This is a genomic window from Candidatus Electronema sp. JM (assembly GCF_048287415.1).
Taxonomy (GTDB): Bacteria; Desulfobacterota; Desulfobulbia; order Desulfobulbales; family Desulfobulbaceae; genus Electronema.
The window spans coordinates 1-24,144 of sequence record NZ_JBLWEN010000044.1 but is presented as its reverse complement, the minus strand read 5'-3'; the positions used below and the strand labels follow the sequence as shown (position 1 = coordinate 24,144).

At 57.8% G+C, this 24,144-nt stretch carries 26 protein-coding genes and 1 pseudogene; 11 read left to right on the top strand and 16 right to left on the bottom strand.

Features of this window, described 5'->3' with window-relative positions:
* Positions 1–110 precede the first annotated feature (110 nt).
* From ACNKH6_RS09245 to ACNKH6_RS09235, 3 genes are all read left to right on the top strand, one after another.
* The gene (locus ACNKH6_RS09245) at positions 111–362 is read left to right on the top strand and encodes a hypothetical protein (protein ID WP_417915269.1); all 252 of its coding nucleotides are present in this window, start codon (positions 111–113) and stop codon (positions 360–362) included.
* A gap of 84 nt (positions 363–446) precedes the next feature.
* Positions 447–2,984 (top strand): efflux RND transporter permease subunit, encoded by a 2,538-nt coding sequence (locus tag ACNKH6_RS09240; RefSeq protein ID WP_417915268.1) that lies wholly within the window; start codon positions 447–449, stop codon positions 2,982–2,984.
* A 34-nt stretch (positions 2,985–3,018) separates the two neighbouring features.
* Positions 3,019–3,261 carry a DUF2892 domain-containing protein gene (locus ACNKH6_RS09235; RefSeq protein ID WP_417915267.1) on the top strand — a complete coding sequence of 81 codons (243 nt, stop codon included), beginning with the start codon at positions 3,019–3,021 and terminating at the stop codon, positions 3,259–3,261.
* 64 nt (positions 3,262–3,325) lie between these two features.
* On the opposite strand, the gene ACNKH6_RS09230 is transcribed toward ACNKH6_RS09235, so the two are convergent.
* The 7 genes from ACNKH6_RS09230 to ACNKH6_RS09200 form a co-directional block, all read right to left on the bottom strand.
* A complete protein-coding gene (locus tag ACNKH6_RS09230; RefSeq protein ID WP_417915266.1) occupies positions 3,326–4,687 on the bottom strand; it encodes a class II 3-deoxy-7-phosphoheptulonate synthase in 1,362 nt (453 codons plus the stop codon).
* 58 nt (positions 4,688–4,745) lie between these two features.
* Positions 4,746–5,129: a hypothetical protein gene (locus ACNKH6_RS09225; protein ID WP_417915265.1), complete on the bottom strand. Its 384-nt coding sequence runs from the start codon at positions 5,127–5,129 to the stop codon at positions 4,746–4,748.
* Between the two features lie 31 nt (positions 5,130–5,160).
* The gene (locus ACNKH6_RS09220; protein WP_417915264.1) at positions 5,161–5,598 is read right to left on the bottom strand and encodes an NIL domain-containing protein; all 438 of its coding nucleotides are present in this window, start codon (positions 5,596–5,598) and stop codon (positions 5,161–5,163) included.
* Positions 5,595–6,167, bottom strand: coding sequence for an AAA family ATPase (locus ACNKH6_RS09215; protein WP_417915263.1), 573 nt, complete (start codon positions 6,165–6,167; stop codon positions 5,595–5,597). The genes ACNKH6_RS09220 and ACNKH6_RS09215 overlap by 4 nt, the downstream gene beginning before the upstream one ends.
* Positions 6,157–7,155 carry a hypothetical protein gene (locus ACNKH6_RS09210; RefSeq protein WP_417915262.1) on the bottom strand — a complete coding sequence of 333 codons (999 nt, stop codon included), beginning with the start codon at positions 7,153–7,155 and terminating at the stop codon, positions 6,157–6,159. Before ACNKH6_RS09210 ends, ACNKH6_RS09215 begins: the two co-directional genes overlap by 11 nt.
* A gap of 189 nt (positions 7,156–7,344) precedes the next feature.
* The gene (locus ACNKH6_RS09205; RefSeq protein WP_417915261.1) at positions 7,345–7,698 is read right to left on the bottom strand and encodes an IscA/HesB family protein; all 354 of its coding nucleotides are present in this window, start codon (positions 7,696–7,698) and stop codon (positions 7,345–7,347) included.
* A 95-nt stretch (positions 7,699–7,793) separates the two neighbouring features.
* Positions 7,794–7,928, bottom strand: coding sequence for a hypothetical protein (locus ACNKH6_RS09200; RefSeq protein ID WP_417915260.1), 135 nt, complete (start codon positions 7,926–7,928; stop codon positions 7,794–7,796).
* A gap of 49 nt (positions 7,929–7,977) precedes the next feature.
* On the opposite strand from ACNKH6_RS09200, the gene ACNKH6_RS09195 reads away from it, so the two are divergent.
* The 3 genes and pseudogenes from ACNKH6_RS09195 to ACNKH6_RS09185 all read left to right on the top strand — a co-directional run bounded on the left by ACNKH6_RS09195 (position 7,978) and on the right by ACNKH6_RS09185 (position 10,137).
* Positions 7,978–8,412 carry a helix-turn-helix domain-containing protein gene (locus ACNKH6_RS09195; protein WP_417915259.1) on the top strand — a complete coding sequence of 145 codons (435 nt, stop codon included), beginning with the start codon at positions 7,978–7,980 and terminating at the stop codon, positions 8,410–8,412.
* A pseudogene (locus tag ACNKH6_RS09190) lies at positions 8,394–8,795 on the top strand (transposase family protein); the annotation flags it as partial. The gene ACNKH6_RS09195 and the pseudogene ACNKH6_RS09190, both read left to right, overlap by 19 nt.
* Positions 8,796–8,964: 169 nt before the next feature.
* On the top strand, positions 8,965–10,137 hold the full coding sequence (locus ACNKH6_RS09185; RefSeq protein ID WP_417915258.1) for a multiheme c-type cytochrome: 1,173 nt from the start codon (positions 8,965–8,967) through the stop codon (positions 10,135–10,137).
* Between the two features lie 49 nt (positions 10,138–10,186).
* On the opposite strand, the gene ACNKH6_RS09180 is transcribed toward ACNKH6_RS09185, so the two are convergent.
* Complete coding sequence (locus ACNKH6_RS09180) at positions 10,187–11,356, bottom strand: hypothetical protein (protein WP_417915257.1); 1,170 nt, start codon at positions 11,354–11,356, stop codon at positions 10,187–10,189.
* Between the two features lie 89 nt (positions 11,357–11,445).
* On the bottom strand, positions 11,446–12,717 hold the full coding sequence (serS, locus tag ACNKH6_RS09175; RefSeq protein WP_417915256.1) for a serine--tRNA ligase: 1,272 nt from the start codon (positions 12,715–12,717) through the stop codon (positions 11,446–11,448).
* A 220-nt stretch (positions 12,718–12,937) separates the two neighbouring features.
* Here serS and tatC point away from each other — a divergent pair, with 220 nt between their 5' ends.
* Positions 12,938–13,663 (top strand): twin-arginine translocase subunit TatC, encoded by a 726-nt coding sequence (gene tatC, locus ACNKH6_RS09170; protein ID WP_417915255.1) that lies wholly within the window; start codon positions 12,938–12,940, stop codon positions 13,661–13,663.
* Here the strand turns inward: tatC and ACNKH6_RS09165 are convergent.
* Positions 13,650–14,057, bottom strand: a complete 408-nt coding sequence (locus ACNKH6_RS09165; RefSeq protein ID WP_417915254.1) for a DUF523 domain-containing protein — start codon at positions 14,055–14,057, stop codon at positions 13,650–13,652. The two genes, tatC and ACNKH6_RS09165, sit on opposite strands and share 14 nt — an antisense overlap.
* Before the next feature lie 48 nt (positions 14,058–14,105).
* On the bottom strand, positions 14,106–14,387 hold the full coding sequence (locus ACNKH6_RS09160) for a hypothetical protein (RefSeq protein WP_417915300.1): 282 nt from the start codon (positions 14,385–14,387) through the stop codon (positions 14,106–14,108).
* On the opposite strand from ACNKH6_RS09160, the gene ACNKH6_RS09155 reads away from it, so the two are divergent.
* Together ACNKH6_RS09155 and ACNKH6_RS09150 are read left to right on the top strand one after the other, a co-directional pair.
* Complete coding sequence (locus tag ACNKH6_RS09155) at positions 14,298–14,537, top strand: FtsB family cell division protein (RefSeq protein WP_417915253.1); 240 nt, start codon at positions 14,298–14,300, stop codon at positions 14,535–14,537. The two genes, ACNKH6_RS09160 and ACNKH6_RS09155, sit on opposite strands and share 90 nt — an antisense overlap.
* The gene (locus ACNKH6_RS09150) at positions 14,534–15,274 is read left to right on the top strand and encodes a uracil-DNA glycosylase (protein WP_417915252.1); all 741 of its coding nucleotides are present in this window, start codon (positions 14,534–14,536) and stop codon (positions 15,272–15,274) included. The genes ACNKH6_RS09155 and ACNKH6_RS09150 overlap by 4 nt, the downstream gene beginning before the upstream one ends.
* A gap of 6 nt (positions 15,275–15,280) precedes the next feature.
* On the opposite strand, the gene fbp is transcribed toward ACNKH6_RS09150, so the two are convergent.
* Together fbp and ACNKH6_RS09140 are read right to left on the bottom strand one after the other, a co-directional pair.
* Positions 15,281–16,288: a class 1 fructose-bisphosphatase gene (gene fbp, locus ACNKH6_RS09145; protein WP_417915251.1), complete on the bottom strand. Its 1,008-nt coding sequence runs from the start codon at positions 16,286–16,288 to the stop codon at positions 15,281–15,283.
* Positions 16,289–16,327: 39 nt separating this feature from the next.
* On the bottom strand, positions 16,328–17,872 hold the full coding sequence (locus tag ACNKH6_RS09140) for a leucyl aminopeptidase (protein WP_417915250.1): 1,545 nt from the start codon (positions 17,870–17,872) through the stop codon (positions 16,328–16,330).
* Positions 17,873–18,348: 476 nt separating this feature from the next.
* Here ACNKH6_RS09140 and ACNKH6_RS09135 point away from each other — a divergent pair, with 476 nt between their 5' ends.
* Positions 18,349–19,593, top strand: a complete 1,245-nt coding sequence (locus tag ACNKH6_RS09135; protein ID WP_417915249.1) for an FG-GAP repeat protein — start codon at positions 18,349–18,351, stop codon at positions 19,591–19,593.
* On the opposite strand, the gene ACNKH6_RS09130 is transcribed toward ACNKH6_RS09135, so the two are convergent.
* From ACNKH6_RS09130 to ACNKH6_RS09120, 3 genes are read right to left on the bottom strand one after another with little or no spacing between them, the layout of a single operon-like run.
* Positions 19,575–20,999, bottom strand: a complete 1,425-nt coding sequence (locus ACNKH6_RS09130) for a cobyrinate a,c-diamide synthase (RefSeq protein ID WP_417915248.1) — start codon at positions 20,997–20,999, stop codon at positions 19,575–19,577. The two genes, ACNKH6_RS09135 and ACNKH6_RS09130, sit on opposite strands and share 19 nt — an antisense overlap.
* Positions 20,951–21,562: a hypothetical protein gene (locus tag ACNKH6_RS09125; RefSeq protein WP_417915247.1), complete on the bottom strand. Its 612-nt coding sequence runs from the start codon at positions 21,560–21,562 to the stop codon at positions 20,951–20,953. Before ACNKH6_RS09125 ends, ACNKH6_RS09130 begins: the two co-directional genes overlap by 49 nt.
* Positions 21,563–21,572: 10 nt before the next feature.
* Positions 21,573–22,649 carry a hypothetical protein gene (locus ACNKH6_RS09120; protein WP_417915246.1) on the bottom strand — a complete coding sequence of 359 codons (1,077 nt, stop codon included), beginning with the start codon at positions 22,647–22,649 and terminating at the stop codon, positions 21,573–21,575.
* Positions 22,650–23,077: 428 nt separating this feature from the next.
* On the opposite strand from ACNKH6_RS09120, the gene ACNKH6_RS09115 reads away from it, so the two are divergent.
* Positions 23,078–24,144 (top strand): thrombospondin type 3 repeat-containing protein (locus ACNKH6_RS09115; RefSeq protein WP_417915245.1); only part of this gene is annotated, 1,067 nt, incomplete at its 3' end.

The window sequence follows — 24,144 nt, the reverse complement described above, 5'->3', positions numbered from 1 at the left end:
CGAAAGAACAGCAGCGTTCCGCTGTGATGCGTTGCTTTTCCCAGCCGGTTGCGGTATATCATCTCTGACACGTTTTTCAAATCTTTTTTCAGAACAAAGGAGCTGATGCCATGTCGCTGCTTATTATGTACCGTCCATATATTTTGATTGCCGCGCTGGTCGGCATGATTTTTCTGCCGATTGAATGGCGAAAAAGAAAGCTGTTTATAATCACCGCCTTCCTTCTTGCCTTCTCGGCAGGTTACGAGCTGATCATGGAGGAGGCCGTGACCAAAATGCCGGGCCGCATCAACCGCGCCTTGAATGAGAAAGGCCCGGAGAAATCTGAAAATGTGAAATACTACAAAAAACCTGATTTTTAAGCTGCTCGACCTCGACGAAAAGGGGGCTGATGACGACCACAAAGCGGCTCTGCTGCCGCACGTTTGACAACAGGGAGATAATCCATGCGGGCAGAACAACTTATCAGCTTTTCCTTGCGGCAGCCGAAGGCGGCGCTTGCCGCTGTGCTGCTGGTCGCGCTGGCAGCAGGAGCGTTTCTCAGCCGGGCGGCGCGGATTGATACCGATCTGGTTGGCCTGCTGCCAGAAACCGAGCAGCTTCGCACGATGCAGGTCAAGAGCAGAAAGGCGTTCGGCTTGCACGACATGATGGTGCTGGGGGTGGTCAACACACAGCACCCGGATGGTGTGTTCAATCCGGAGACGCTGAAAAAAATTCATGTCCTGAGCAGGGTTGCCGCCACGCTGGCTGATCCTGCCCAGCCGGAGCAGCGGCGGATTGCAGGCCGCGAGATCATCTCCTTGGACACGGTGGAGAAAATCGGCCACGCCGAACGCGGACAAGCGCGTTTTGCGCCGCTGATGGCGGAGCCGCCAGCCACCCGCGAGGAGGCCTTGCAAATCCGGGCTGCCGCGCTGGCTGATCCGCTCCTCAAAGGCACGGTGGTTTCTGAGGACGGCAAGGCCGCAGCGATCTGGCTGCCGATTATCAATAAAGATTTTATCCGCACTCTTGCGGCGCGGCTGCGGAAGGAGATCAGCGCATTGGGGCCTGCGAACGGCGACGAGTTCCATTTTGCCGGTTTGCCAATAGCTGAAGCTGCCTCTGGCAGGGAGCTGAAAAGATCGCTGTTTTTTTATTTGCCGTTAGCCTTGCTGACGATTTTTCTGCTGACGTATTTATTCTCCCGCAGCTTCACCTTGGCAGCCGCGCCAGTGCTCACAGCGGCCTGCTCCGCTCTTTTTGTCATGGGCCTGTTGACCGGCACCGGCCATGCGTTGCACAGCCTCAGCCTGCTGATTCCGCTTTTCATCATGCCTGCTGCGGTCAGCGGCACAACGCACCTGCTTGTGCAATTTCTTGCCAGCCCGTCCCGTTTTCAAGATCAGCGGCAGGCTGTCATGGAGGTGCTGTCCGAGCAGGCTGGCCTCATGTTCTGGATTGCTCTGACCGCATCCGTCGGTTTTGCCGCACTGGCTTTTTCGCCTGTTCAACCGGTGCAGGACTTCAGCATATTTGTCGGCATTGGCTTGCTGCTGGCGTGGCTGTTGACTGTCTTAATTGTTCCGGCTTGCATCATGCTGACCCCGGTAGGCAAACCTGTCGCACGCAGTACCGCCCCGCGTGGGGCGCTTCATCAAACAGCGGTCGGCAGGCCGTGGACTGTTCTTGCGGTCAGCGGCGGCTTGCTTGCAGCAGGCGTAGTTGGCTTGCTTATGCTGCAATTCAGCGGCAGTCCGGTCGCATGGTTCGCTGCAAACCACGAAGTGCGGCGAGCGGAGCAGGTGCTGCAGCAGCACTTCGCTGGCATCTATGATGCCGCCTTGGTGCTGTCCGGCAGCCCCAAAGAACCTACCGCCGCTGAAGCCGCTGAACTGCTGCACAAAGAACTTCAGCCGCTGCTGCAAGAGAATCCCACCCTGAACGATGCGGCGCTTAACAGTATTACTGTAGAGAATACGGCAAAAACCGGCACAGAGCTGCTTGATGCTTTAACTGAGGCATGGAACAGCGAGCTGGACAAATTACCGCCGGAAGATCAAGCAGGCTATGCCTTCTGGACCAAGGCACTTGCAGCCATAGATAACGTGCGCAGCGGCAAGGAAATTTTCAAGCGGCCTGACCTGCTTCGTTATCTTGCGGATTTTCAGGCGCATCTATCTGCGCAGGGCGGTGTGGGCAAATCAAAGAGCCTCGGCGATCTGGTGAAAAAAGTGCATCAAGAACTGTATGAAGGCGATGCCAAGCAGTTCATCATTCCCGACACAGTCAATGCTGTGGCCGAGACGCTGGTTTCCTATCAGAACAGTCATCAGCCAGATGAGCTGCGGCACTTTGTCACGCCCGATTATACCAAGGCCGCTCTCTGGCTCCAGCTCCGCGCTGCTGACAGCAACAGCATGAAGCAGGTGATTGCCGCTGCGGAGCAGTATTTCGCCAGCCATCCGCCGCCAGTCGAGCTACGCCGAGAGTGGACTGGGCAGACGCATATCAACATGATCTGGCAGGAAAATATGCTGGCAGGATTGCTCAAGCCGCTCCCGGTCAGCATCGGTCTGATCTTCCTGCTGCTGACGCTGCTTTTTCGCTCGCCGACATGGGGGCTGCTGGCCATGCTGCCCTTGTTTTTCACGATCATGCTTCTTTGCGGTGCACTCGGTCTGAGCGGCAAACAAGGCGATATCCTGACGGTATTGCTGACCATGTTGGCTTTGGGGCTGGTGTTGCCTGATGCCGTTTATTTCCTCCGTCGCGCCCGGATGCCACTGACCGAATCTGACGCTGTGCAAGCCAATGCGATCCTGCCCAGCATCGTCATCCTTGCCGCAGGCTTCGCCCCGCTGCTGCTCGCGCCCCTGACCGTGCCGTATCAAACTGCCAGTCTGTTTTTGGCCGCAATCATGCTCTGTTCCGGCGCGGCGATGTTATGGGTTCTGCCAGCCTTGCTGACGGTGCTGAAAATCAGACCTGCAAAGGAGTAGCAAAGAAAAATTCAACCTGATTGGAGAACGCATCATGATTGTAACTGACTGGATTCACACGCTCGCCGGATTGTTTATTCTTCTGGGTTTGGCCTTAGGTGTTGACTGCGGCCACAATCCACTTTTTCTGCACAGATATTTTCTCGTGCTGCCGCTTTTTGTCGGCCTCAACTTGTTCCAGTTCGGCTTCAGCAAATTCTGCCCGCTGGGCATCATTCTGAAAAAGCTGGGAGTGCCGGAGACACGGCAAAACGGCGGAAGCTGCTGCGGCAGGTAAGCTGATTCGTGACGACAAAAAAACAAGCTGTCGAGCAAAAGCTTGACAGCTTGCGTATCGGTAATCACACCTTCAGCAGCTCCGCAATCCTGAAGGCCATCTCCAGCGACTGCTCGGCGTTCAGGCGGGGATCGCAGGCGGTGCAGTAGTTGCGGCGCAGGCCTTCGTCATTCAGGCCGGACGCGCCGCCGGTGCATTCGGTCACGTCGCCCGTCTGCTCGTCCTTGCCAGTCAGCTCGAAATGCACGCCGCCCGGAATCGCGCCTTCGCTGCCGCAGACCGCGAAGAAGCTCTTCAGCTCGGCAAGTATGTCCTCGAAGCTGCGGGTCTTGCAGCCGCTCAAGGCCTTGCGGATGTTGCCGTGCATAGGGTCACAGCACCAGAGCACGTTCAGTCCCTCGCTCTGCACCGCCCGGATCAGCGGCGGCAGATACTGCTCCACCTTGCCCGCGCCAAAGCGGGTGATCAGGGTCATCCGGCCTTCCTCGTTGTCCGGGTTGAGCCGCTGCATCACCTTGACGATTTCCTCCGGGTTGTGGCCCGGCCCCACTTTCATGCCCAGCGGATTGCGCACCCCGCGCAGGAACTCGACATGCGCGCCCTCAAGCTGGCGGGTGCGGTCGCCGATCCAGAGCATGTGGCCGGAGCAGTCATACCAGCGGCCCCGCACCTCGTCCTCGGAATCCTCGCGAGTCAGCGGCTCCTCATAATCCAAGAACAGCGCCTCGTGCGAGGTGAAGAACTCCACTTCCTTGATCTGCGGCATGTCGGTGTGAATGCCGATGTTCTCCATGAAGGTCAGCGTCCGCTCAATCTGCCGGGCAACGCTCTGCTCATAGGAGCCGCCAACCGGAGAATTTTTGACAAATTCTTGATTCCACTTGTGCACATTGTGCAGCGAGCTGAAGCCGCCTTGGGCAAAAGCGCGGAGCAGATTCAGCGTGGCGGCGGAGAGATAGTAGCCCTTAAGCATCCGCTGCGGATCGGCCTTGCGGGCCTCCGGCGTGCCCTCCACCGAATTGCACATGTCGCCCCGGTAGCTGGCCAGCTCCATGCCGTTGACCATCTCGGTCGGGCTGGAACGCGGCTTGGCGTACTGGCCGGCCATGCGGCCCACCTTGATCACCGGCCTGCCGCCGCCGTAGGTCAGAATCGCGGCCATTTGCAGCAGCACCTTCAGCGTGCTTTTGATGTTCGGCGCGGTGCAGCGGGCGAATTCCTCGGAGCAGTCGCCGCCTTGCAGCAAAAAGGCCTGACCCTTGGCCGCCTTGGCCAGATGCGCTTTCAGTTCGCGGATTTCACCCGCAGCCACCAACGGCGGCAGCTGCGAAAGCAGTCCTGTGGCTTCATGCAGCTCCTGCGCAGGCCATTCTGGCTGCTGCAAGGCGGTTTTGTTTTTCCAAGAAGATTTGTTCCAGGTGGTCATAGCTGTATTTATACCTATTGAAATTTATGGCGTTTTTTGAATCTGCTCAAGACCGCAGCTATTGCCCCACGCCAAAATTCCGCAATGCCGTGCGGAAGGAATTAAGCGGGCTGAAAATAGCGTCGCCAAGCAGGATGGTGTAGCCGAACCAGTGGTAAAAGGTCAGCGGCTGGCCCATTTCCCAAGCAAGATAACAAAGCAGGACGGTTGCTGTCACCAGTGCGATCACAGACGTGACCATATCTATCATGAAAACCGCCAAGCCGATGTCGCCAGATTTGAAGAATTCGGCAAAGAGCACGAACACTCCAAGGCCGATCAGGATAAATCCGGGCACTCCGTCCAAAGGTATTTGCGAAACCTGCGCTCCAACAAGGTAGATGATGATCAAAAATGTCCAGGGTACCTTGTTGAAAAATGATGCCGCGCTGCTGGAACTCATCAGTTTATCTCCTTGTCGTCAGTGCCGTCATTCATGCTGTCACACAGCTTTCTTCCGTCGCCGGGTCAAAGGAAACCGCCATTGCCCGCACCGGACAGCCAGTGACGCAAAGACCGCAGGCGGTGCATTTCTCCGGCTCAAACACCACGCTCAGTTCTGGCTTCTGAATGTGCAATGCGCCGACCGGACAGATGCCGGTGCAGGCTCCGCACTGAAAGCATTTTTTCTCATCACGATGCACGCGGCCTGCAATACGCTCCGCCTTGACACCCAAGCTCCTGAGATAGTCGAGGGCCGCGCTGATTTTCTCTTGCAGCCCTTTCAGCTCCAGAATCACGTAGCCGTCGCGCTGCGGCAGGATTTCCGCCTTGAGGATGTTGAATTCGACATCGTAGTGCTTGACGAGCTGGCAGATCACAGGCTGGTCAGAATTTGCTTTCGGGTAGCTGAGGTGGTAGATTCTGGTCATTTTTCAGTTTGTCGGTGAAGTTTGATTTTTTTCAGCAAAATTTCCGGCACCGCTTCTGTGTCCAAGCGCAGCAGCAGCTCCGGCGGCAGCTCGTCCGGCTGGGCAAAGGTCTCGCGCTGGCGGACGAATATCTCCCAGCGGCCATCGGAGACCGCGTTCGGGTCTTTGGCCCGCAGCTCAAGGCGGCGTTTGGTCTCCGCTTCCGAGCAGGAGCAGAGGATGAACAGCGGCCTTGCGCCCAGACGCTCCGCCAGCCGCCTGACCTCGCTGCGGCCTGCGGCGATGCTGTAGGAGCCGTCCAAAATCACGCCAGCCGCGCCGTTTTGCAGTAATTCTTCGGCCCGCGCCAGCATGGTCTGATAGGTTTTGGCACTCAGTTCTGGCGTGTAAATGCCCAGCCCGATCCCGTCCGGGCGGCGTTCGGTCGGAGCGATGCCCGCCAGCTCCTTGCGCAGCCGGTCAGAATTGAAATAAGGCAGACCGCGTTCAGCAGCAAAACGTTCGGCCAGAAAGGATTTGCCCGACGCGATCAGGCCGAAAAAAATATAAATTACCGGCTCAGACGGCATAGCTTTCCGCTAAGGCAAAATACTTGGCCGCCGCCTCAGTGCAGCTTTGGCGCACAGCCTCGTCCACTGCCGGATCGCCTGCGGTGAAGAGGCCGATTTTGCCGCGTACATAAGCTCGGTAGCATTTGTAGAAATTCAGCATTCCGCGCAGGCCGCTGTCGCCGGAAAGCTGACAGAAGCGGTCAATGCAGTGCTCGGACAGCTCGGCTATGCCGTGGAAATCCAAGTCCATGGCCAAGAAAGCCACGTCGCTGGCCACGTCGCAGTAGCGGAAACGCTGGTTGAACTCGATGCAGTCAAAAATATAGACTTTATCCGCCAGACAGATGTTGGCCGAATACAAATCGCCGTGGCAGTCGCGGATATAGCCGCCCGCGATGCGCTGCTTGAAACGCTCTTCATCGGCAAGAAAAGCCTTTGACCACGCCGAGATGCGGTCAAACTGAGCCTGGCTCAACGCGCCTTGGCCGATGAAGCCGAGCGTCTGCTCAAAATTTTCCAGAATATTGACCGCCACTTTCTCCGCCACGCCGAAGCCGTCAATCTCCGCGCTGCGCTCCGCCTGCTGGTAAAAGGGAATCAGCCGCGCAACCACAGCGTCCACCTGCTCGCGGCCCAGCTTGCCCGCCTTGATCAAATTGCCCATCATGCCTTCTTCCGGCATCCGGGCCATTTTCACACCGTATTCGAGTGCCTCGCCGGAGCCGTTGAGGCCCTCCGCCGTCACTGTGACCAAATCGAGATAAATCTCCGGGCAGAGGCGACGGTTGAGCAGCAGCTCCTGCTCGCAGCAATGCCGCCGCTTCTCCAAGGTGGAGAAATCAAGAAAGCCAAAGTTGACGGGCTTCTTGAATTTATAGACGAAATCGCCTGCAAGCAGGACGAAGGAAATATGCGTCTGCACCAGCCGCACGTCAGCGACGGGATGAGGATAGTGCTGCGGATGCAGTAGCGCGGCGATAAAGCCGGGCAGGTTCTGCTCAGTCATGGTTGCTCCCGGAAGGTTCTGCGGCCAAGTGCCGCTGGAACCTGCATTTAAATACGAATGGCCGGAAAAAGAAAGTCCGCAGTGACCTGCGGATGATTTTTTTGCCTGCGGAAGCGAGGCGGGGGAAAAAAGAAGGGCAGCAAACAGGGCAGGTGCTGCATCTGCCCTGTTGTGGCGCAGGCCGACGAATCAGCAGCAGCCGCCAGAGGAGCAGGAACCGCCGCAGCCGCCCTTGCGTGCGCCGGGCAGCGGTTTCTCGCAGCTAATGGTGAAGCCGCCGCCTGAGCAGCCGCAGCCGCCCGAGGATTCAACGAAATCCACCTTCACTGCGCCGCAGGTCTCGGACAGCCCTTTGTCCATGATGAAGCTGATGCCGTCTTTTTCCACGGTCATATCGCTGTCTTTGGCCTCATCTAACGACAGGCTCAGGCTGGGGCCGGAACAGCCGCCGGACATCAGGGACACGCGGACGGCGGATTCAATTTTGTTCTGGCTCAGATAGTCCTTGACGTTCTTCACAGCCAGATCGGTTATCTCAAACATGGTGTTCTCCTTATAAAAAAGTGCTGGCCGCAGCTTCGCGGCGCAAAGAGGGTTTGCAATTAGTTTACCCGAAAATACAGCGGATGGGAAATGAATCACAAAGAGCAGGCGGAAAGAATCGCTTCCTTCCGCCTGCAGAGACAGGCCTTGCGCTCCGGCGTGAGCGCGATTTCATCCACGCCGGGGCTGGTGAGGATGTTGGTCAGCGGTTCCTCATGGTGAGAGGCCATGAAGACTAAACCTCTTGCATAAGTCGTAATTATTTGATAATAAACAGCTATGCAAAACGAAAACGTGTGTGTCCTCAGCGATGCGGATTTCAAAAGAGCAATCGGTGTCCAACGTGACCTTTTCAGTGTCATGCTGGAAGAAATAAAGAAGAATATAAGATATTTTGGCCGTCCGCCAAAATTGAGCCGGGCTGATCAGCTTCTGATGACTCTGATGTATTGGCGTGAATGCCGAACTGAGTTCCATATTGGAGTTTCTTATGGAATTAGTGAGTCGGCTGTCAGCAGGAAAATCAAAAAAATTGAAGATGCTCTGATTGAATCAGAAATTTTTCATCTTCCAAGCGGAAAAAGAATATCATGCCGTTCCGATTTAAAAACAGTGCTGATTGACGCTTCCGGGCAGCCTGTCGAGCGTCCAAAAAAAAGAGCCGGCTCAGTTACAGCGGAAAGAAAAGATGCTTCAGTCAAAAAGTTCAAATAATCGCAGATTTTGAGACCGGAGAAATTCTTTCTTCTGATTTTTGTAATGGAAAAACGCATGATTTCAGACTGTTCAAGGAAAGCGGCGTTGCTGTGCGGCCTCATGTTCTTATTCTTGCAGATGCAGGGTATCAGGGTATTTCAAAAATTCACAAGAACAGCAGAACTCCGTTTAAAAGGAAGAAGAACTGTCCACTGAGCGAAGAGCAAAAGAAGGAGAACAGAGACCTCTCAAAACAGCGGATAACAGTTGAGCATGTATTCAGAAAATTGAAAATATTCCGTATTCTTCGAGAGAAATACAGAAACAGGAGGAAAAGGTTCTGTCTCAGATTCAATCTTATTGCCGCCTGCTGCAATCTTGCAATTAGATTATCAAGTTAGAACTTATGCAAGAGGTCTATTGAACCAACAGTGCCTGCGGCAGGAAAAGGCAGCACAGGATATCTGCCGCATTTTCCTGTTGCTATCCGGCAGATCAGCGGTAGAATGCTGTTTCTGTCAATCAACCGTGATTGCAGGATAAATATTTTCTGTCAAGGAGAACGCCACTATGAAGCCCCGATTCCTGTTGCCTGCCGTCGCCTCCCTGCTCTGCGCTCTGTCCGCCTCGGCGCATGAGCTGCCGGACGGAGCCGAACCATTGCAGAAATCCGAGCAATGCGCCGCCTGTCATCCGCAAATTGCCAAAGAATGGCAGGAGTCCTTTCATGCCAAATCCTCAGTGCATAAGGATTCAGCGCATAACGCCATGCACCAGTCCTTCACCAAGGCGATGATCAGCCAAGGAAAAAAGGCTAATTATCATTGCGCCACCTGTCATGCGCCAATGGCCGACAATTTGAAAGCCCTGATGAGCGGCGAAGCGGAACCGGACAGCGGCAACTGGACGCAGGTGGAAGGAATTGGCTGCACCTTCTGTCATCGCATTGAGGTGATCAACAAGGGCAAGAGCTTTGATCAATACAAACTGAACAAGGACGGCGCATATCACACCAGCCACCCGGCCAATCCCAAGGCTGGACACAAAACCGCCCAGTCTGCGCTTTTCGCTGATGGGCAAGTCTGCATGGGCTGCCACAGCCAGTATGTCAATCCGCACGAGGTGCCAGTCTGCGTCATGACGGAAGAAGGCAAGGGCAACTGCATCACCTGCCATATGCCTCAGGCTGAAGGCGGCAAAGCAATCGGCTCTGCTGGCGCAACCCATCTCTTGCACCGCTTTCCCGGCGGCCACGACGTGACTATGCTGCAAAAGGCAGCGGAATTGAAGGTGAGCGTCGAGAAAAAAGAAGGCAAGGAGCGGGCGATCAGCGTGCAGATTAAAAACATCACAGAGCACACCTTCCCCTCGACCAATCCAATGCGGATGGCTTTTGTCAAAGTGCGGGCAAAAGACAAAAGCGGCACTGTAATCTGGGAAAATTTTAAAGAAGACCCGCTGAAAGAGGACAAGCAGGCGGTCTTCTTCAAAGCGTTCAAAGCAGGTGAGAAAGTCGGCGTGCCGTCGTGGGAGGCGGAAGGTTTGGCCTTTGACACCCGCCTGAAAATCGGCGAAACCCGTTCCCTGAGCTATCCGATTTTCAGCCCGGCAGTCAGCGAGGTTGAGGCGGAGCTGATCTATCTGCTCTTTCCGCCTAAGGCTTTTGATGCCTTCGGCATTCCGAAAGATGGAGTGAACGACAAGCGGTTTTCCGTGCTGAAGGAGTCGGTGAAGATAGACTGATCCACAAATGGTTCCAGCTCCCTATATTGAGGAGGGAGCTGGATCAGTTTCAGTTTTTTGCCAGCAGGTCAAAATCCACGGCTTCAGCATAGGCCAGCAGCACAGCCTGATCAACAGAGCGGCCTTTGACCGTGACAATGAAGCGGCTGTCCACCACAATGTTGATTTCGCCGCTGCGGTCATTGCTGTTGTATTTGATAATGGCCCGCTGCCGTTTGATGGTCTGAATGTTGCCGCCAGAGGCTCCGGCGAAAAGCGGATTGTTCAGCATCATGATGATGGATTGCAGCACCGGCGAATCAGATACTATCTCCACCGAAATGACTGCGCCGCCGCTGGCGTAGTAGTCGCGGCTGACGGTTGAACCGCCGCCAAAGACCGCTGTGCCGAGGAATTTGGCCGCCGCCTCTTTGGCCATCCAGCCCAGCATCGGATTCGGCAGCAGCGATTTCATCCGCTCGCTTTTTTTCTGGCGGATAAGCTGGCCGGCATAATCAAGATTGGAGATGGCGCCGGCAAAATCATTGGCACGATACTGCCGGACGGCCTCTTCAACCGTGAGCACGATGTCATCTTTCACCGGAACACTTGGCGCGGCAGGAGCGGTCACCGCCTGCATCTGCGGCAGAGCTGGCGCAGGAGCAGGCGGAGGTCCGGCGGCAAGCTGCTGCCAGATGTTGAGTTCGCCAGAAGACTTGGGAAGTTCCTGTGTGCGAGCTGGAGCTGGCGGCGGGACGTTCTGGCTGGCGGCGGCAGGCGGGACTGCCGCAACATTTTTTCTTTCTGCGGACTTGGCGGCTAGTTGCTGCCAAATGTTGACTTCTTCAGCAGGCTTGGTAGCCGTCTGCGGCTGAGGTGACACTGGTACAGGCGACGGTGCATTCTGACTGACGGCAACCGGCGCGGCCTGAGACGGCGGAGCAGCAACAACCCCAGTTGTGGCAACCACGCCACTCTCAGGCTTTTTTTCTTCTTCCTGCGGTTCAGAAAGTAGCTGCCGTTCGGTGCCAGCCGAACTCTGCTCCGTTGAGTTCCCGCTTGGGACGGCCTGCTCCTGCTGCATAGCAAGTTCTTGTTCCTGCGCAACTGCGGCAGGCTCTTCCGAGTGCAGCAGACTGTTTTTTTCTTCCGCCGCCGCAGCCGACAGAAACAACAGCCCGCTGAAACTCAGACTAACCAAGATGGCGGCAGAAAAGGTGCGGTTCGTCATGCAGTTCATAAGGGATGCTGCGAAAAGGATTTTTGCACTATGCACTGATTAAGTGATACCAATCCGCAGGAGCAGTGTCAAGCGAAGAACCACGTAGCTCAGAAGCGGCTGCTGAAATACGGCTCCAGCACCTTGGGCAGTTTCACCGTGCCATCGGCCTGCTGGCAGTTCTCCAGAATCGCCACCAAAGTGCGGCCCACAGCCAGGCCGGAGCCGTTCAAGGTATGCACGAGGCGGCTTTTCTTCCCACCTTCAGGCCGGTAGCGGATGCCTGCCCGCCGCGCCTGAAAATCAAGGAAATTGGAGCAGGAGGAAATCTCGCGGTAGGTGTTCTGGCCGGGAAGCCAGACTTCAATATCGTAGGTTTTGGCGGAGGAAAAACCAAGGTCGCCGGAGCAAAGAGCCACCACCCGATACGGCAGCTCCAGCAGTTGCAGCACTTCTTCCGCGTCGGCAAGCAGGGATTCCAGCTCCTGCGCCGAGGTCTCCGGCGTGACAAATTTCACCAGCTCGACCTTGTCAAACTGATGCTGGCGGATCAGGCCGCGTGTGTCCTTGCCATACGAGCCGGCCTCGGAGCGGAAGCAGGGCGTGTAGGCGGTGTATTTCAGCGGCAGCTCGGCCTCGCTCAGGGTCGCGTCGGCGTGGATGTTGGTCAGCGGCACCTCGGCAGTCGGGATCAGCCAGAGATCGCGGCCTTCGAGCTTGAACAGATCTTCCTTGAATTTCGGCAGCTGGCCGGTGCCGGTCATAGTCTGCGCTGTGACCATGAAGGGCGGCAGAAATTCAGTGTAGCCATGCTTCTGGGTGTGCAGATCGAGGAAAAAATTGATCAATGCCCGCGACAGCCGCGAGGCGAAGCCTTTCAGCAGGCAGAAACGCGCCCCGGAGAGCTTGGCGGCGGTCTCAAAATCAAGAATGCCGAGCTGCTCGCCGATTTCCCAATGCGGCTTGGGCTGGAAGGAGAACTCAGGAATCGCGCCCCAGCGTTTCACCTCAATGTTGTCCTTGTCGTCTTTGCCAGGCGGCACTGAGTCGTCGCAGAGATTGGGAATGGACATGACCACACTTTCCAGCTCGGTCTCGATCTCAGCGAGAATCCTGTCTAATTCGGCAATTCGGTCGGAAACCTGGCGCATCTCCGCAATCAGCGGCTCGGCCTTGGCCTCATCGCCTGCCTTCTTCAGCTGGGCGATGTTCTTGGAAACGGTGTTGCGCTGATTTTTCAGCTGCTCGGTCTCGGCCAGCAGGGTCAGGCGGCGGGCATCAGCGGCAAGGAAGGAATCAATGAGTTCCGTTGTCATGCCCCGGCGGCGGCATTTTTCCCGGACAAGGGCGATATTTTCGCGAATAAAGCGTAATTCAAGCATGATGGCAGTGAGTGAGAGTGGGCAGCAGGCTGCGTGTCAGTCGTCCGCCTGCTTTTTTAGCATGGCCGGAGCCACTCCGCAATGGGTATTCAATTGATTTTGCTCTGCGGGTTTGTTACAAAGAACAGGTTCGTGGAACTGTAGGGGCGAAAAATTTTTCGCCCCTTGCCAACAAATTGCGGCTTATGTAAAAAATTCAATTCAATCGGCCCGGCATTCCGTGCAAGAACATCTCAAGAATCTGACAGCTTTTCTTGCGGAGCTGCGCAAATCGCTCCGTTTCGCGGTATTCAGCCTGATCGGCCTGACAGCGGTGATTTTTTTCCTCTCCTCCGGCCTGATCGGGGCCTTTCAGGAGCATCTGCACGAAAAGCTGTATTTCTTCTCAGTGGCCGAACCCTTTCTCGCCCATGTCAAGGCCGCCTTTTTCGGCGCGGTTTATTGCCTAATGCCGCTCTTCATGCACATCCTCTGGAAGGCACTGGGCAACCCCTTCGGCGTGACCGGCAGGAGACTCTTCTGGTTCACGACCGCGACCTGCCTGCTTTTTTATCTCGGCAGCCTGTTCTGCGTCTTCGTCACGCTGCCCTACGGCGCGAGCTTCCTGCTCAGTTATCAGTCCGCACACCTGAAGCCTTTCATCGCAGTCGGCAGCTTTGTCAACTTCGTGACCATCTTTGTGCTGGCTTTTGGCCTGATTTTTGAGCTGCCAGTCTTCATGGTGTTCTCGGTGCAGACCGGCGCACTGTCTGTCCAATTTTACAAAAAGAACCGCCGGTTCGCCATTCTGGCCATCGCTATTATCGCAGCAGTGCTGACTCCCACGCCGGATGTGTTCAACATGGCCCTGATGGGTGTGCCTCTGTATTTGCTCTATGAGGCCGGAATTCTTGTCGTCCGCCTGCTGCGCATTGACGAACGGCGGCCAGCGATTAAAATTCCATGACCTCGATGCCGTGCGCGAGCAGCAGGGCGGCGGTCACGCCCGGCTGCGGTGTCAGGCCGCAGGAAGGGCTGCGGGCTTTGAGCAGGGCCAAACGGATATTCTGCGCCTGAGCAATCTGCAAAACCGCTTCTGCTCCGGCGATGAACTGCCGCGTGACATCCGCGCCTTCTTTGGTGATGACGGCAGCCCGGCCCGCTAAAACGTCCGCGCCGCTGCCGGTCAGATCAGCCGGAATGCGGGGCGTGGGCAGGCCGCCGAGCTGCTCCGGGCAGACGGGCAGCCAGCAGAACTGCTCCAGCATGGCCAAGCAGCGGCGGTCGGGCTTGCTCCGCCCGTCATAGCGGGTGCAGAGGCCGGTCAGACAGGCACTGACGATGCAGCGTTCACGTTTCATCGCAGACATGGTATAGTGAAAGAATGGCAGCGGAATATAGCCGCTTCTTCACAGATAATCCAGCAAAATTATTCGCTTGCCCGCAGAAAAGCGGCGGCGGGAGGCATGGTGCGGCAACGGCGGCAAAGTTTCAACAGACGGGAAAAGCGGGCGTTGGCGCGGATAGTTGCCGCCGCGCTTCTCTTCTCCATGCTTTTTTTGTCTGTTGCGCCCGGATGCAGCCTGCAATCGTATCTGCGGGTGAACAGAAAAACCACCGCATTGTCGGCAGAAAATGAGCAGTTGTTGCAAGAAATTGTTCAACTCAGAAAGGAAATCCAGCTCCTTCAACATGATGTCCAGTATTTGGAAAAAATAGCCCGAGAAAAATACGGGATGCTGAAGAGCAATGAGGAAGTGTATAATGTCAACCCGATTGCTCCTGATCCTGCCGAGCCGCAAGTCACACCAGAAGGCGAGATAGAAGGGGATGTTCCGTGAGCGCAGAACAGTCTGCCGCAGTGTCTCCTGCTGCCCTACTTCTCCTGCTGCGGCAGACGCGCAGTCTGCTGGCCTGCCATTGCGCCCTCGGCCTGAGCACTTATCCTGCCGTGCCGGAGCTGCGCCAGTTTGGGGCTGAACGGCAGGCAACTGCTCCGTCGCCTCCTCGCCCTCAGTCTGCTGCTGTCATCCGGCCTGCGCAAGAATCCGCACCTGCGGCGGAGAGCTTGCCGGAACTTTTCCGTCAACTTGCTTCCTGCCGCCGCTGCGCTGCCGCCGCGCCGATTGCGCCCAGCACCAGCAGCCAGCCGCCCAAGCTGCTGGTGCTGGTCAGCGCGGTTTTCGGCCCTGCTGAGGAGGAGCTGTTCTGGAAAATGATGGCAGCCATCCAGCTTGACCGGGACAGCGTCTATCTCACCAGCACCGTGAAGTGCAAGGGATTGGATATGCTGCCAGCATCCCGAAGCAGCTGCTTTTTTTGGCTGGAACAGGAGCTGCTGGCGATTCAGCCGCGCCTGATCTGCGCAATGGGCGAGCCTGCCGCGTGGCTGCTGATTGGCAAGAACAGCCCCATGCTGCGGCTGCGGGGCAAGTTGCATCCATGCTGCCTGTCTGCCGCCCCGCAGGCCCAAGTGCTGGCAACCTACCATCCAGCTTTCCTGTTGCAGCAGCCGAAGGTGAAACAGGCCGCTTGGGCGGACTTGCAGCTCCTCCAACAGCGGCTGACATCGTTCTGAGCATCATCAGCTCGTAACAGCGAAATACTGCTCCGCCAGATTAACCTCCTCCTTCGAGCCAATGATCAGCGGCACGCGCTGATGCAGGTCGTTCGGTTGAATGTCGAGGATGTTCCGACCGGTGTCGTCAATGGCACGGCCTCCGGCCTGCTCGGCGAGCAGGGCCAGCGGCGCGGCCTCGTAGAGCAGACGCAGCTTGCCTTTGCCGCTTTTCCGGTCGCGGGGATAGACAAAGACCCCGCCTTTGATCAGGTTGCGATGAAAATCCGCCACCAAAGAGCCGATGTAGCGCAGGCTGTAGGAGCGTTCGCCGCGCTCGTCCAAGTCTTTCAGATGCTCGACATAGGCGCGGGTGTTGTCGTGCCAGTAGCGGGAATAGGCCTCGTTGATGCTGTAATACTTGGCCTTCGGCGGAATTTTGATGTCAGGATGGGAGAGGAAGAACTCGCCCACGCTGGGATCAAGGGTGAACCCCTGCACGCCTTCGCCGACCGTGTAGACCAGCATGGTGCTGGAGCCGTAGATGATGTAGCCCGCCGCCACCTGCTCGCTGCCTTTCTGCAGCAGATCGCCGATCTCGCCTTGGCCGTTCTGGCTTTTGCGGCGGTGGATGGAAAAAATCGTGCCGATGCTGACATTCACATCAATATTCGACGAGCCGTCGAGCGGATCAAAGGCCACGGTGTATTTGCCCGCGTAGCCGTCCAGCACTGGAATCGCGCCTTCATCCTCTTCCGAAGCCATGATGCAGACGTAGCCGCACTGCTCCATCCGCCGCTTGATGGTCAGATTGGCGAATTCATCTAACTTCTGCACCTGCTCGCCTTGAATGTTGACCTGGCCTGACTGCCCCAGAATCCCGGCCAGCCCGGCCATGTTGACCTCGGCGCTGATGATTTTCGCGGCCACGATCAGGTCGTTCAGCAGGCTGGTCAGTTCGCCCGTGGCTTCCGGGTGGCGGCGCTGACTGTCCATGATCTGGCGGCTGACAGTGATGCCCTTGCGTTTTGGCATAATACTCTCCTATCGTGAATTCAGAACGTTGCGAGATGATTATTTCTTGCCCGGCTGCCAGCTGCGGACAAAGTTGAGCAGCGTGCGCACGCCGATCCCAGACGGCCCTTTCGGCACATAGCTTTTTTCAGTGAAGCTCCATGCGGTTCCGGCTATGTCGAGATGCGCCCACGGGGTGTCGCCGACAAACTCCTGCAAATAGGCCGCCGCAGTGATCGTGCCCGCCTCCTTGCCGCCGCTGTTTTTGATGTCCGCGACGTTGGATTTGATCTGCTTGGAATACTCCGGCCCCAGCGGCAGCCGCCAGACCGGCTCGCCTGCCCGTTCGGCGGCGGCGCTGATCTGCGCGGCCAGCTCATCATTGGTGGCTAAAAGGCCGCTGCGGTGATGGCCAAGGCCGATGATCACCGCGCCGGTGAGGGTGGCAAGATCAATCACCGCGTTCGGCTTATACGTGTCAATGCCATAGGCCAGCGCGTCGGCAAGAATCAGCCGCCCCTCCGCATCGGTATTGACGATTTCTGACGTGATGCCGCCGAAATGGGTGATGATGTCGCCGGGCTTGAGGGCGGTGCCGGAAGGCAGGTTCTCGCTAGCCGGAATCAGAGCCACCACGTTGATGCCCTTGGGCTTTTCCTCGGCAATGGCCTGCATGGCGCAGATCACCGCCGCGCCGCCGCACATGTCGTACTTCATCTCCTCCATGCCCTGCGGCGATTTCAGACTGATGCCGCCCGCGTCAAAGGTCAGGCCTTTGCCGACCAGCATCAGGGTCGGGTTTTTTTTCTCGTCGCCGCCCTGATAACGGAGAATGACCAATTTTGGCGGCTGCACCGAGCCTTGGCTCACGCCGAGCAGGCCGCCCATGCCTAATTTTTTCATCTCCGGTTTACCTAAAACCGTGCATTCAAGGCCGTGCTCTTTGGCCAGCTTCTCGCCGAACTCGGCGAAATGCTTGGGAGTCCAGGCGTTGCCCGGCTCGTTGGCCATGTCTCTGGCCGAACAGGCCGCCTTGGCCGCCCGCTCGCCCTGGTGCAGGCCCTGCTTGACCGCATCCTGCGCAAGACCGCCCGCATGAAGCATTATTGATTCAATGTTAACTGGCGGTTCCTCATCCTTCTTTTTGCTCTTGTGGCGGTCGAAACGATAGCTGCCGAGCAGCAGGCCCTCGCTCACCGCTTCCGCCACCTCGCCGTCCGACAGGCCGGTGTTTTCCGGCAGAACCGCGAGCAGGCTTTTCGCCTTCAGCTTGACCGCCTGCTGCGCCGCCGTGCCAGCGGCCAGACGGAGCTGCTCGCGCAAAGCATCTGCGTTGATGTCCTCGCCGGTTTTGCCCAGCCCGATTGCCAGCACCCGGCCAGCGGCTAAATTGTGCTTGATGTCCTTGCTCGCGGCGGCAGGATAAAAGAGAAACGTCTCGCCTTTCTTGCCGGAAAAATCCCCGTTCTTCCAAGCATATTTGATATTCCGCCGCAGCACCTTGCAGGGGCACATCACCGCGCTGCCCCCGCTCTCCCGGATGAAATAGACAAGCATGTCGCCGTCAAACTGCTCCACGTCGCCTTTTTCCAGCTGAATCCTCATGCGTTTTCTCCAATTGTCTGCACAATCATCTTGGTTGAGCTGCCGCAGCAGCAGTCGCGGCATTATACTCTGTTCCTGAAATTGGCAAAACAGTTCGTTTCAGGCACGATGGAGAAATTGGCAAAACAATCCGGCAGTCCTTAAGACGCAGCAGTGGCAATTCGATTCGACCGCTGGAAATTTTATCTGGATTTTGTTATTGAAAGTCGGTTGGTTGCGGTTGCTGGCCCCTCAAAGGGGACTGATCGCAATCGGAAATGCTGCGCCGCATGTTTGAGAATCCGTGGGTGCATGGACAGTGCTGATACGCCATGAGCTGGCAGCGTAGAGCAGTCAGGCGAAATGCGGCGGGTTGAAGGTTAGAGAAACCGCTTGTATTTTCAGGAGGACGGTGGCAGTATTGCCTTCTGAACGCATTGACTGCCTATCCGCCTGATCTTCAGGCAGACCATATTCATCTTTGCATGGAGGACGGAATGAAAACAACGTTGAAGGGGCTGCTGCTCTTGGCGGTGCTGCTTGTCAGTACGGCCCATGCCGCTATTGACATAGCCACGGCGCAGAAGCTGCTGGCCAGCGACGGTGCTGCCAGCGACCAGTTCGGCGTTTCTGTATCGGTAGATGGAGATACTGCTGTAATCGGAGCCAACTGGAGTGATACAGCAAAAGGTGTTGATTCTGGCTCTGCCTATATCTTTGTCCGTGAGAACGGTGTTTGGAAGGAGAAGCAGAAGCTCACTGCCAGTGAAGGGAGTTCTGAGTATCTTTTCGGTTCCGTGTCAATCTCTGGCGACACTGTTTTGATCGGGTCTAACTGGGATGATGCAAAAGGTGAGAAATCTGGTGCGGCTTATGTCTTTGTCCGTGCGGTGGACGGCACTTGGACACAGCAGGCAAAGCTCACTGCCAGCGACGGGGCTGGTTGGGACGTTTTTGGCGACCGTGTAGCATTAGACGGGGATACCGCTTTGATCGGAGCTTGGGGCGATGACGACAAGGGGGATATTTCTGGTTCAGCTTATGTTTTTGTCCGGTCATCAGACGGCACGTGGAGTCAGAAACAGAAGCTCACCGCCAGCGACGGTGCGGCGGGCAATAGTTTCGGTTATCCTGTTTCATTGCATGATGGCATCATGCTGGTTGGTGCTGAAAATGACAGCAACAAAGGGGCGGCCTACGTCTTTGTCCGGGATGCGACGAATGACACTTGGACGCAGGAGGCGAAGCTCGTTGCCGACGATGGAGCCGCTGGCGACTACTTCGGCCATTCTATTGCAGTTAACGGCAACACTGCCTTGATCGGAGCAATGGCTGATGATGACAAAGGTGCTGATTCCGGTTCAGTCTATGTTTTTGTCCGTGCAGCGAATGGCACTTGGAGCAAGCAAGCGAAGCTCCTCGCCGATGACGGGGCTGCTGGTGACAAATTTTGCGTTGTGTCTTTGCATGGCAACAGAGCGTTGATCGGTGCTCCGGGCAAAAACAGCATTTCTGGTACCGCCTATGTCTTTGTTCGTGGTCAGGACGACACTTGGAGCCAGCAGCAGAAGCTCACTGCCAGTGACGGTACCGCTAATGACGCATTTGGAGTTGCGGTGTCGTTAGATGGCAGCACCGCTCTAATTGGTGCTCGCGGTCTTCTTGGTACCAGCAATACAGGCGCAGCCTACGTTTACAACACGCCTGTGAACATGTCCCCTATCTACAAGCTGCTGCTTTGAGGCGGGAGCAGGGGCGGTTCGCGAATCGCCCCTGCCCCCATCCCCTTCACCACCCCCCGCGCCGCCTCCTGACTGCCGCCCCAGTGCAGGTGGACGTATCCGGCCAAGGTGCGGTTGAGCAGGTAGCCCTCAGCCCTGCCGTCATCAAGGGTGTAGATGCGCCGCACTGCGTCAGGCATAGGGTCAATGTCGGAGTAGTGAAACTCGTGGCCGTGGAGCACGCCGCCTGCCGGGCCGAGCAGGCAGTCCTCGCGCAGCTCCGCCGTGCGGTAGCCCAGCCGCCGCAGCCGCTGGCCCATGCGGGCTGTCACCGGAAAAACCCCGGCCATCTCGTGCCGCCCGCCCTCGCTGTCCGCAATCGCCTCGCAGAGATACATGAAGCCGCCGCACTCGGCATAGACCGGCCTGCCAGCGCGGGAGAATGCCAGCACCTGCTCGCGCAGCGTGTGATTGGCGGCAAGCTGGGCCGCGTGCAGCTCCGGGTAACCGCCGCCGAAGTAGAGGCCGTCCACGTTCTCCGGCAGAGCCTTGTCATGCAGCGGACTGAAGCGCACTATCTCGGCACCGGCGGCTTGCAGCAGATCGAGATTGTCTTGGTAATAAAAGCAGAAGGCCTCGTCCCAGGCCACGCCGAGGCGCACTTTGCCGACCGGCTCCAGCGGCGCGGCGGGCGGGGCTGCGGGAATCTGCGCCTCTCCGGCAAGAGCCAACAGGCGGTCAAGGTCAACGTGCTCCTCAATCAGGCTGACGAGCCGCTGCCGGTTGAGTTCCACCTCCGCGCCCATGTGCAGGCCAAGGTGGCGCGAGGGCAGACTGATGCCGCTCTCGCGCGGCAGCCAGCCGATGATCTCCGCCCGGCACTGCCGCCGCACCGCCTCGCTGACAAGCTGAAGATGCCTCGCGCTGCCCACTTGGTTGAAGATCACCCCGGCTATGCGCAGACGCGGATCAAGCGTCTCGAAACCCCGCAGCACCGCCGCAGCGCTCTCCGCCATTGAGCGCACATCCAGCACCAGCAGCACCGGCACCTTGAGCAGCGCGGCCAGCTCCGCCGCCGAGCCGCTGCCGCCGTCAAAGAGGCCCATCGCCCCTTCGATCACCGAGATGGATTGATTGTCCGCATGGCGGCTGAAGCACTGCCGCACCCAGTCCGGGCCGCACATGCGGATGTCCAAGTTGCGCGAGACTCGGCCAGTGACCAGCAGATGCAGGCTGGGATCAATGAAGTCCGGGCCGCATTTGAAGGGCTGCACGCTCAGGCCGCGTTGGCGCAAGGCCGCCATGATGCCGAGGGTGACAGTGGTCTTGCCGCAGCCGGACTGCGTCCCGGCGATGAGGAGGGAAGGCAGGGACATCATCAAGGCCAGACCGCAGCAGGCGCAGCTTTGCACAAATTTGCCCTCCATTCAAGCGTCGAAATGGCGCAGCTCGCCGCATCACAGGAGCAGCATGGAGCAGCCAGGCACTGCTCCGACAATTTGAACTCAGCCTTGAGCGCAGGCCTTTCTGCATCCTGAGCCATTAGAAGCAATAAGTCCTCATTGCCATCAAGAGCAAGTGAATAATAAAGTTCCTCTATTACGTCAGCAAAGGAATCGGGGCGCGCACCTTCATCGTGCGCCTCAGCCCCGCCGCAGAGCGCGAGCTTTCTTCTCTGAACAGGTTTCGACGCATTGTCAGCTTCATTGCTCACCGGCACAAAAGCCGCTGCTGTCAGCCCTCTGACACTTTCCACGCTGATTACCTTAGGCTCGTCTGGCCTGCTGTCTTTTCTATCAACAGGAATGGGAGGAAGCTGCAAGCGCATGGCATCATCAAAGGTCATCAGTTTGCCTTCAGTGTAACTTGGAAGCACATCAAACGTCGTTAGTATGCCTGTGCTGCCAACGGTGCCAGCGAAGGGATCAAAAGACGTTTGCTGCGCATGGGCTTGACCGAAGAGAACAAACACCGTGCCGATGCAAAGCAACGTTCTCACCTCACGCTACCACCACCTTCAGCACATCCACCACCCGCCCGCCGTAGTCATTGCGGCACATTGCCTTCAGGGCGGCGTAGCTGTTCACCCGGATGTTCAGGCTGCTCACTGCCGAGCCGCTGAAGCCCTGCACGGTGAGGGCGCCATTTGCAGTGACCGCGACCGCCGCGCCAGTCCGGCCTTCCTCCTTCATATCCAGCAGGCTGAGGAGCAGCGCGTCCTGACGCGGGTCAAAGACGGCCTGAATGCGCAGGGTTTCGTCCGCCGCCACGCTGCCGCCGGTGACGCTGACATTCGCGCTTTCCTCCTTGCCGCTGAGAATGCCGACTTCGGGCGGATTGGGATGTCCCATCTTGGTCAGAGTCAGCGGCGAACGCAGCATCCGGCTGTAAATGCCGGTGCGCAGGGTGCCGCGCTCGCTGTAGCGGGTGCTGACGGAGATGCGGTATTCGTTGTTCCACGGATGCGCTTGGCCAGGCACGTCCGGCATGACGATGATCTCGCTGGCCTCAACCTTGCCGAAGCGGGTCTGCACGGCGCGGCCGCTCTTCGTGCCCTCAATCACGCAGCCCTCGTCAGCCTTGCTGCGGTCAAAGGCCATGTCCGCGCCCGCAAGCTGGAGCAATCCCTGCGGATTAAGCACATCTTTCAGCTCGAACACCGTGTCCTGCGCCGTGCTGATCAGCGGCAGCTTCTTCTCCTCCGGCAGGCGTTCGGTCTGCGCGGCTTGGCGCACCGTCTCAGTCAAGGGCTGGGAGGCATGGACGCGGACGTGCAGGCATTCATTCAGCGGCGGCAGCGGGTCGTCCGGGCTGTTCAGCTTGCCGGTGAAGGAGAGCGCATAGGTGAAGGCGTTCTCTTCCGTCACCTGACCGCCGTTGATCAGGGTGTCGCGGATGAGCTGATTGTGCAGGTCAATGAAGGCGCGGAACTCCTCCTCGCTGTAGTTCGGCAGAGCCTTGGCCATGCGGGCGGCCATGTCCGCCGTGCCGAGCACCTCGCGGGGAACAAAGCGGATCCAGTAGGACTGCGGGGTGGTCATGGCATTGATCTCAGGCCGCCATTGAATTGTGCTCATCGCTGCTTCTCCTTGGTCAATTGGTTGAGATGCCGCTGCAAATCCGTGTCAGCCCATCCTAAGACGGTCGCGGCAGGCTGTCAAGGAATTCCTCGCTGATTCGGCAGGCAGGGGCGGTTCGCGAACCGCCCTTACGACGGTCTGATTCTTCAAGGCGCCTTGACGGAGAACGCGCAGGCGCCTTCTCGGAAGACGAGAAGGTTCCTTCTCATAAAACGGCAAGGCTCCTACGCACAGAACGAGAAGGCGCCTTCTCGCACAACGCGGAGGTTCCTTCTCGTGATGCGGCAAGGAACCTTGCCGTCGAGCTTGTCCGGTCAGTCGGCGCAACCAGCTCCTGCAACTGAAAATTTCCAGCTTGATATGGCAGAAAGACCGAGCTATGCTGTCCGCATTGTGTTGATAGGCATTTCAAAAGGAGGAGCGAGATGGAAAGGCAAAGATTGTGGTGGGCACTGGCGGCAGCGTTTCTGTTACTGGCAATGCCGTGGGCGGCGCAGGCCGACTGGCAGCAGGTGGGCGCAGCGGGCTTCTCCGCTGGCGAGGCGTACTGCACCAGCCTGGCCTTGGACAGCAGCGACACGCCGTATGTCGCTTATACGGACTGGGCCAACAGCAACAAGGCCAGCGTGATGAAGTTCAACGGCACAAGCTGGCAGCAGGTCGGCGCAGCTGGCTTCTCCGCTGGCGGGACTTATTACACCAGCCTTGCCTTGGACAGCGGCGGCACGCCGTATGTCGCTTATACGGACTGGGCCAACGGCGACAAGGCCAGCGTGATGAAGTTCAACGGCACAAGCTGGGAGCAGGTGGGCGCAGCGGGCTTCTCCGCTGGCGTGGCTGGGTACACCAGCCTGGCCTTGGACAGCAGCGGCAAGCCGTATGTCGCCTATAAGGACTATGCCAACAGCCACAAGGCCAGCGTGATGAAATTCAACGGCACAAGCTGGGAGCAGGTGGGCGCAGCGGGCTTCTCCGCTGGCGGGGCTGAGTACATCAGTCTGGCCATAGACAGCAGCGGCACGCCGTATGTCGCCTATAAGGACGGGGCCAACGGCGACAAGGCCAGCGTGATGAAGTTCAACGGCACAAGCTGGCAGCAGGTCGGCGCAGCGGGCTTCTCCGCTGGCGCGGCGCACTACACCAGCCTTGCCTTGGACGGCAGCGGCACGCCGTATGTCGCCTATATGGACTGGGCCAACGGCTACAAGGCCAGCGTGATGAAGTTCGTGTCCAATCCCACCGGCGTGAACGACATAGACGATGATCTCATCCTTGATCTGGCCGACAACTGCATGACGGTCTACAACCCTGACCAGAGGGACACGGACGGCGACGGCGTGGGTGATGCCTGCGACAACTGCCCGCAGGCTGCCAACCGCAATCAGCAGGACAGCAACGCTGACGGCACAGGCGATGTGTGCAGCCAGTCCGCAGAAGCAGACGGCAGCGTAAACAGCGCGTTCCTTGTCCCGGTGTACGAGCTGCTGCTGCG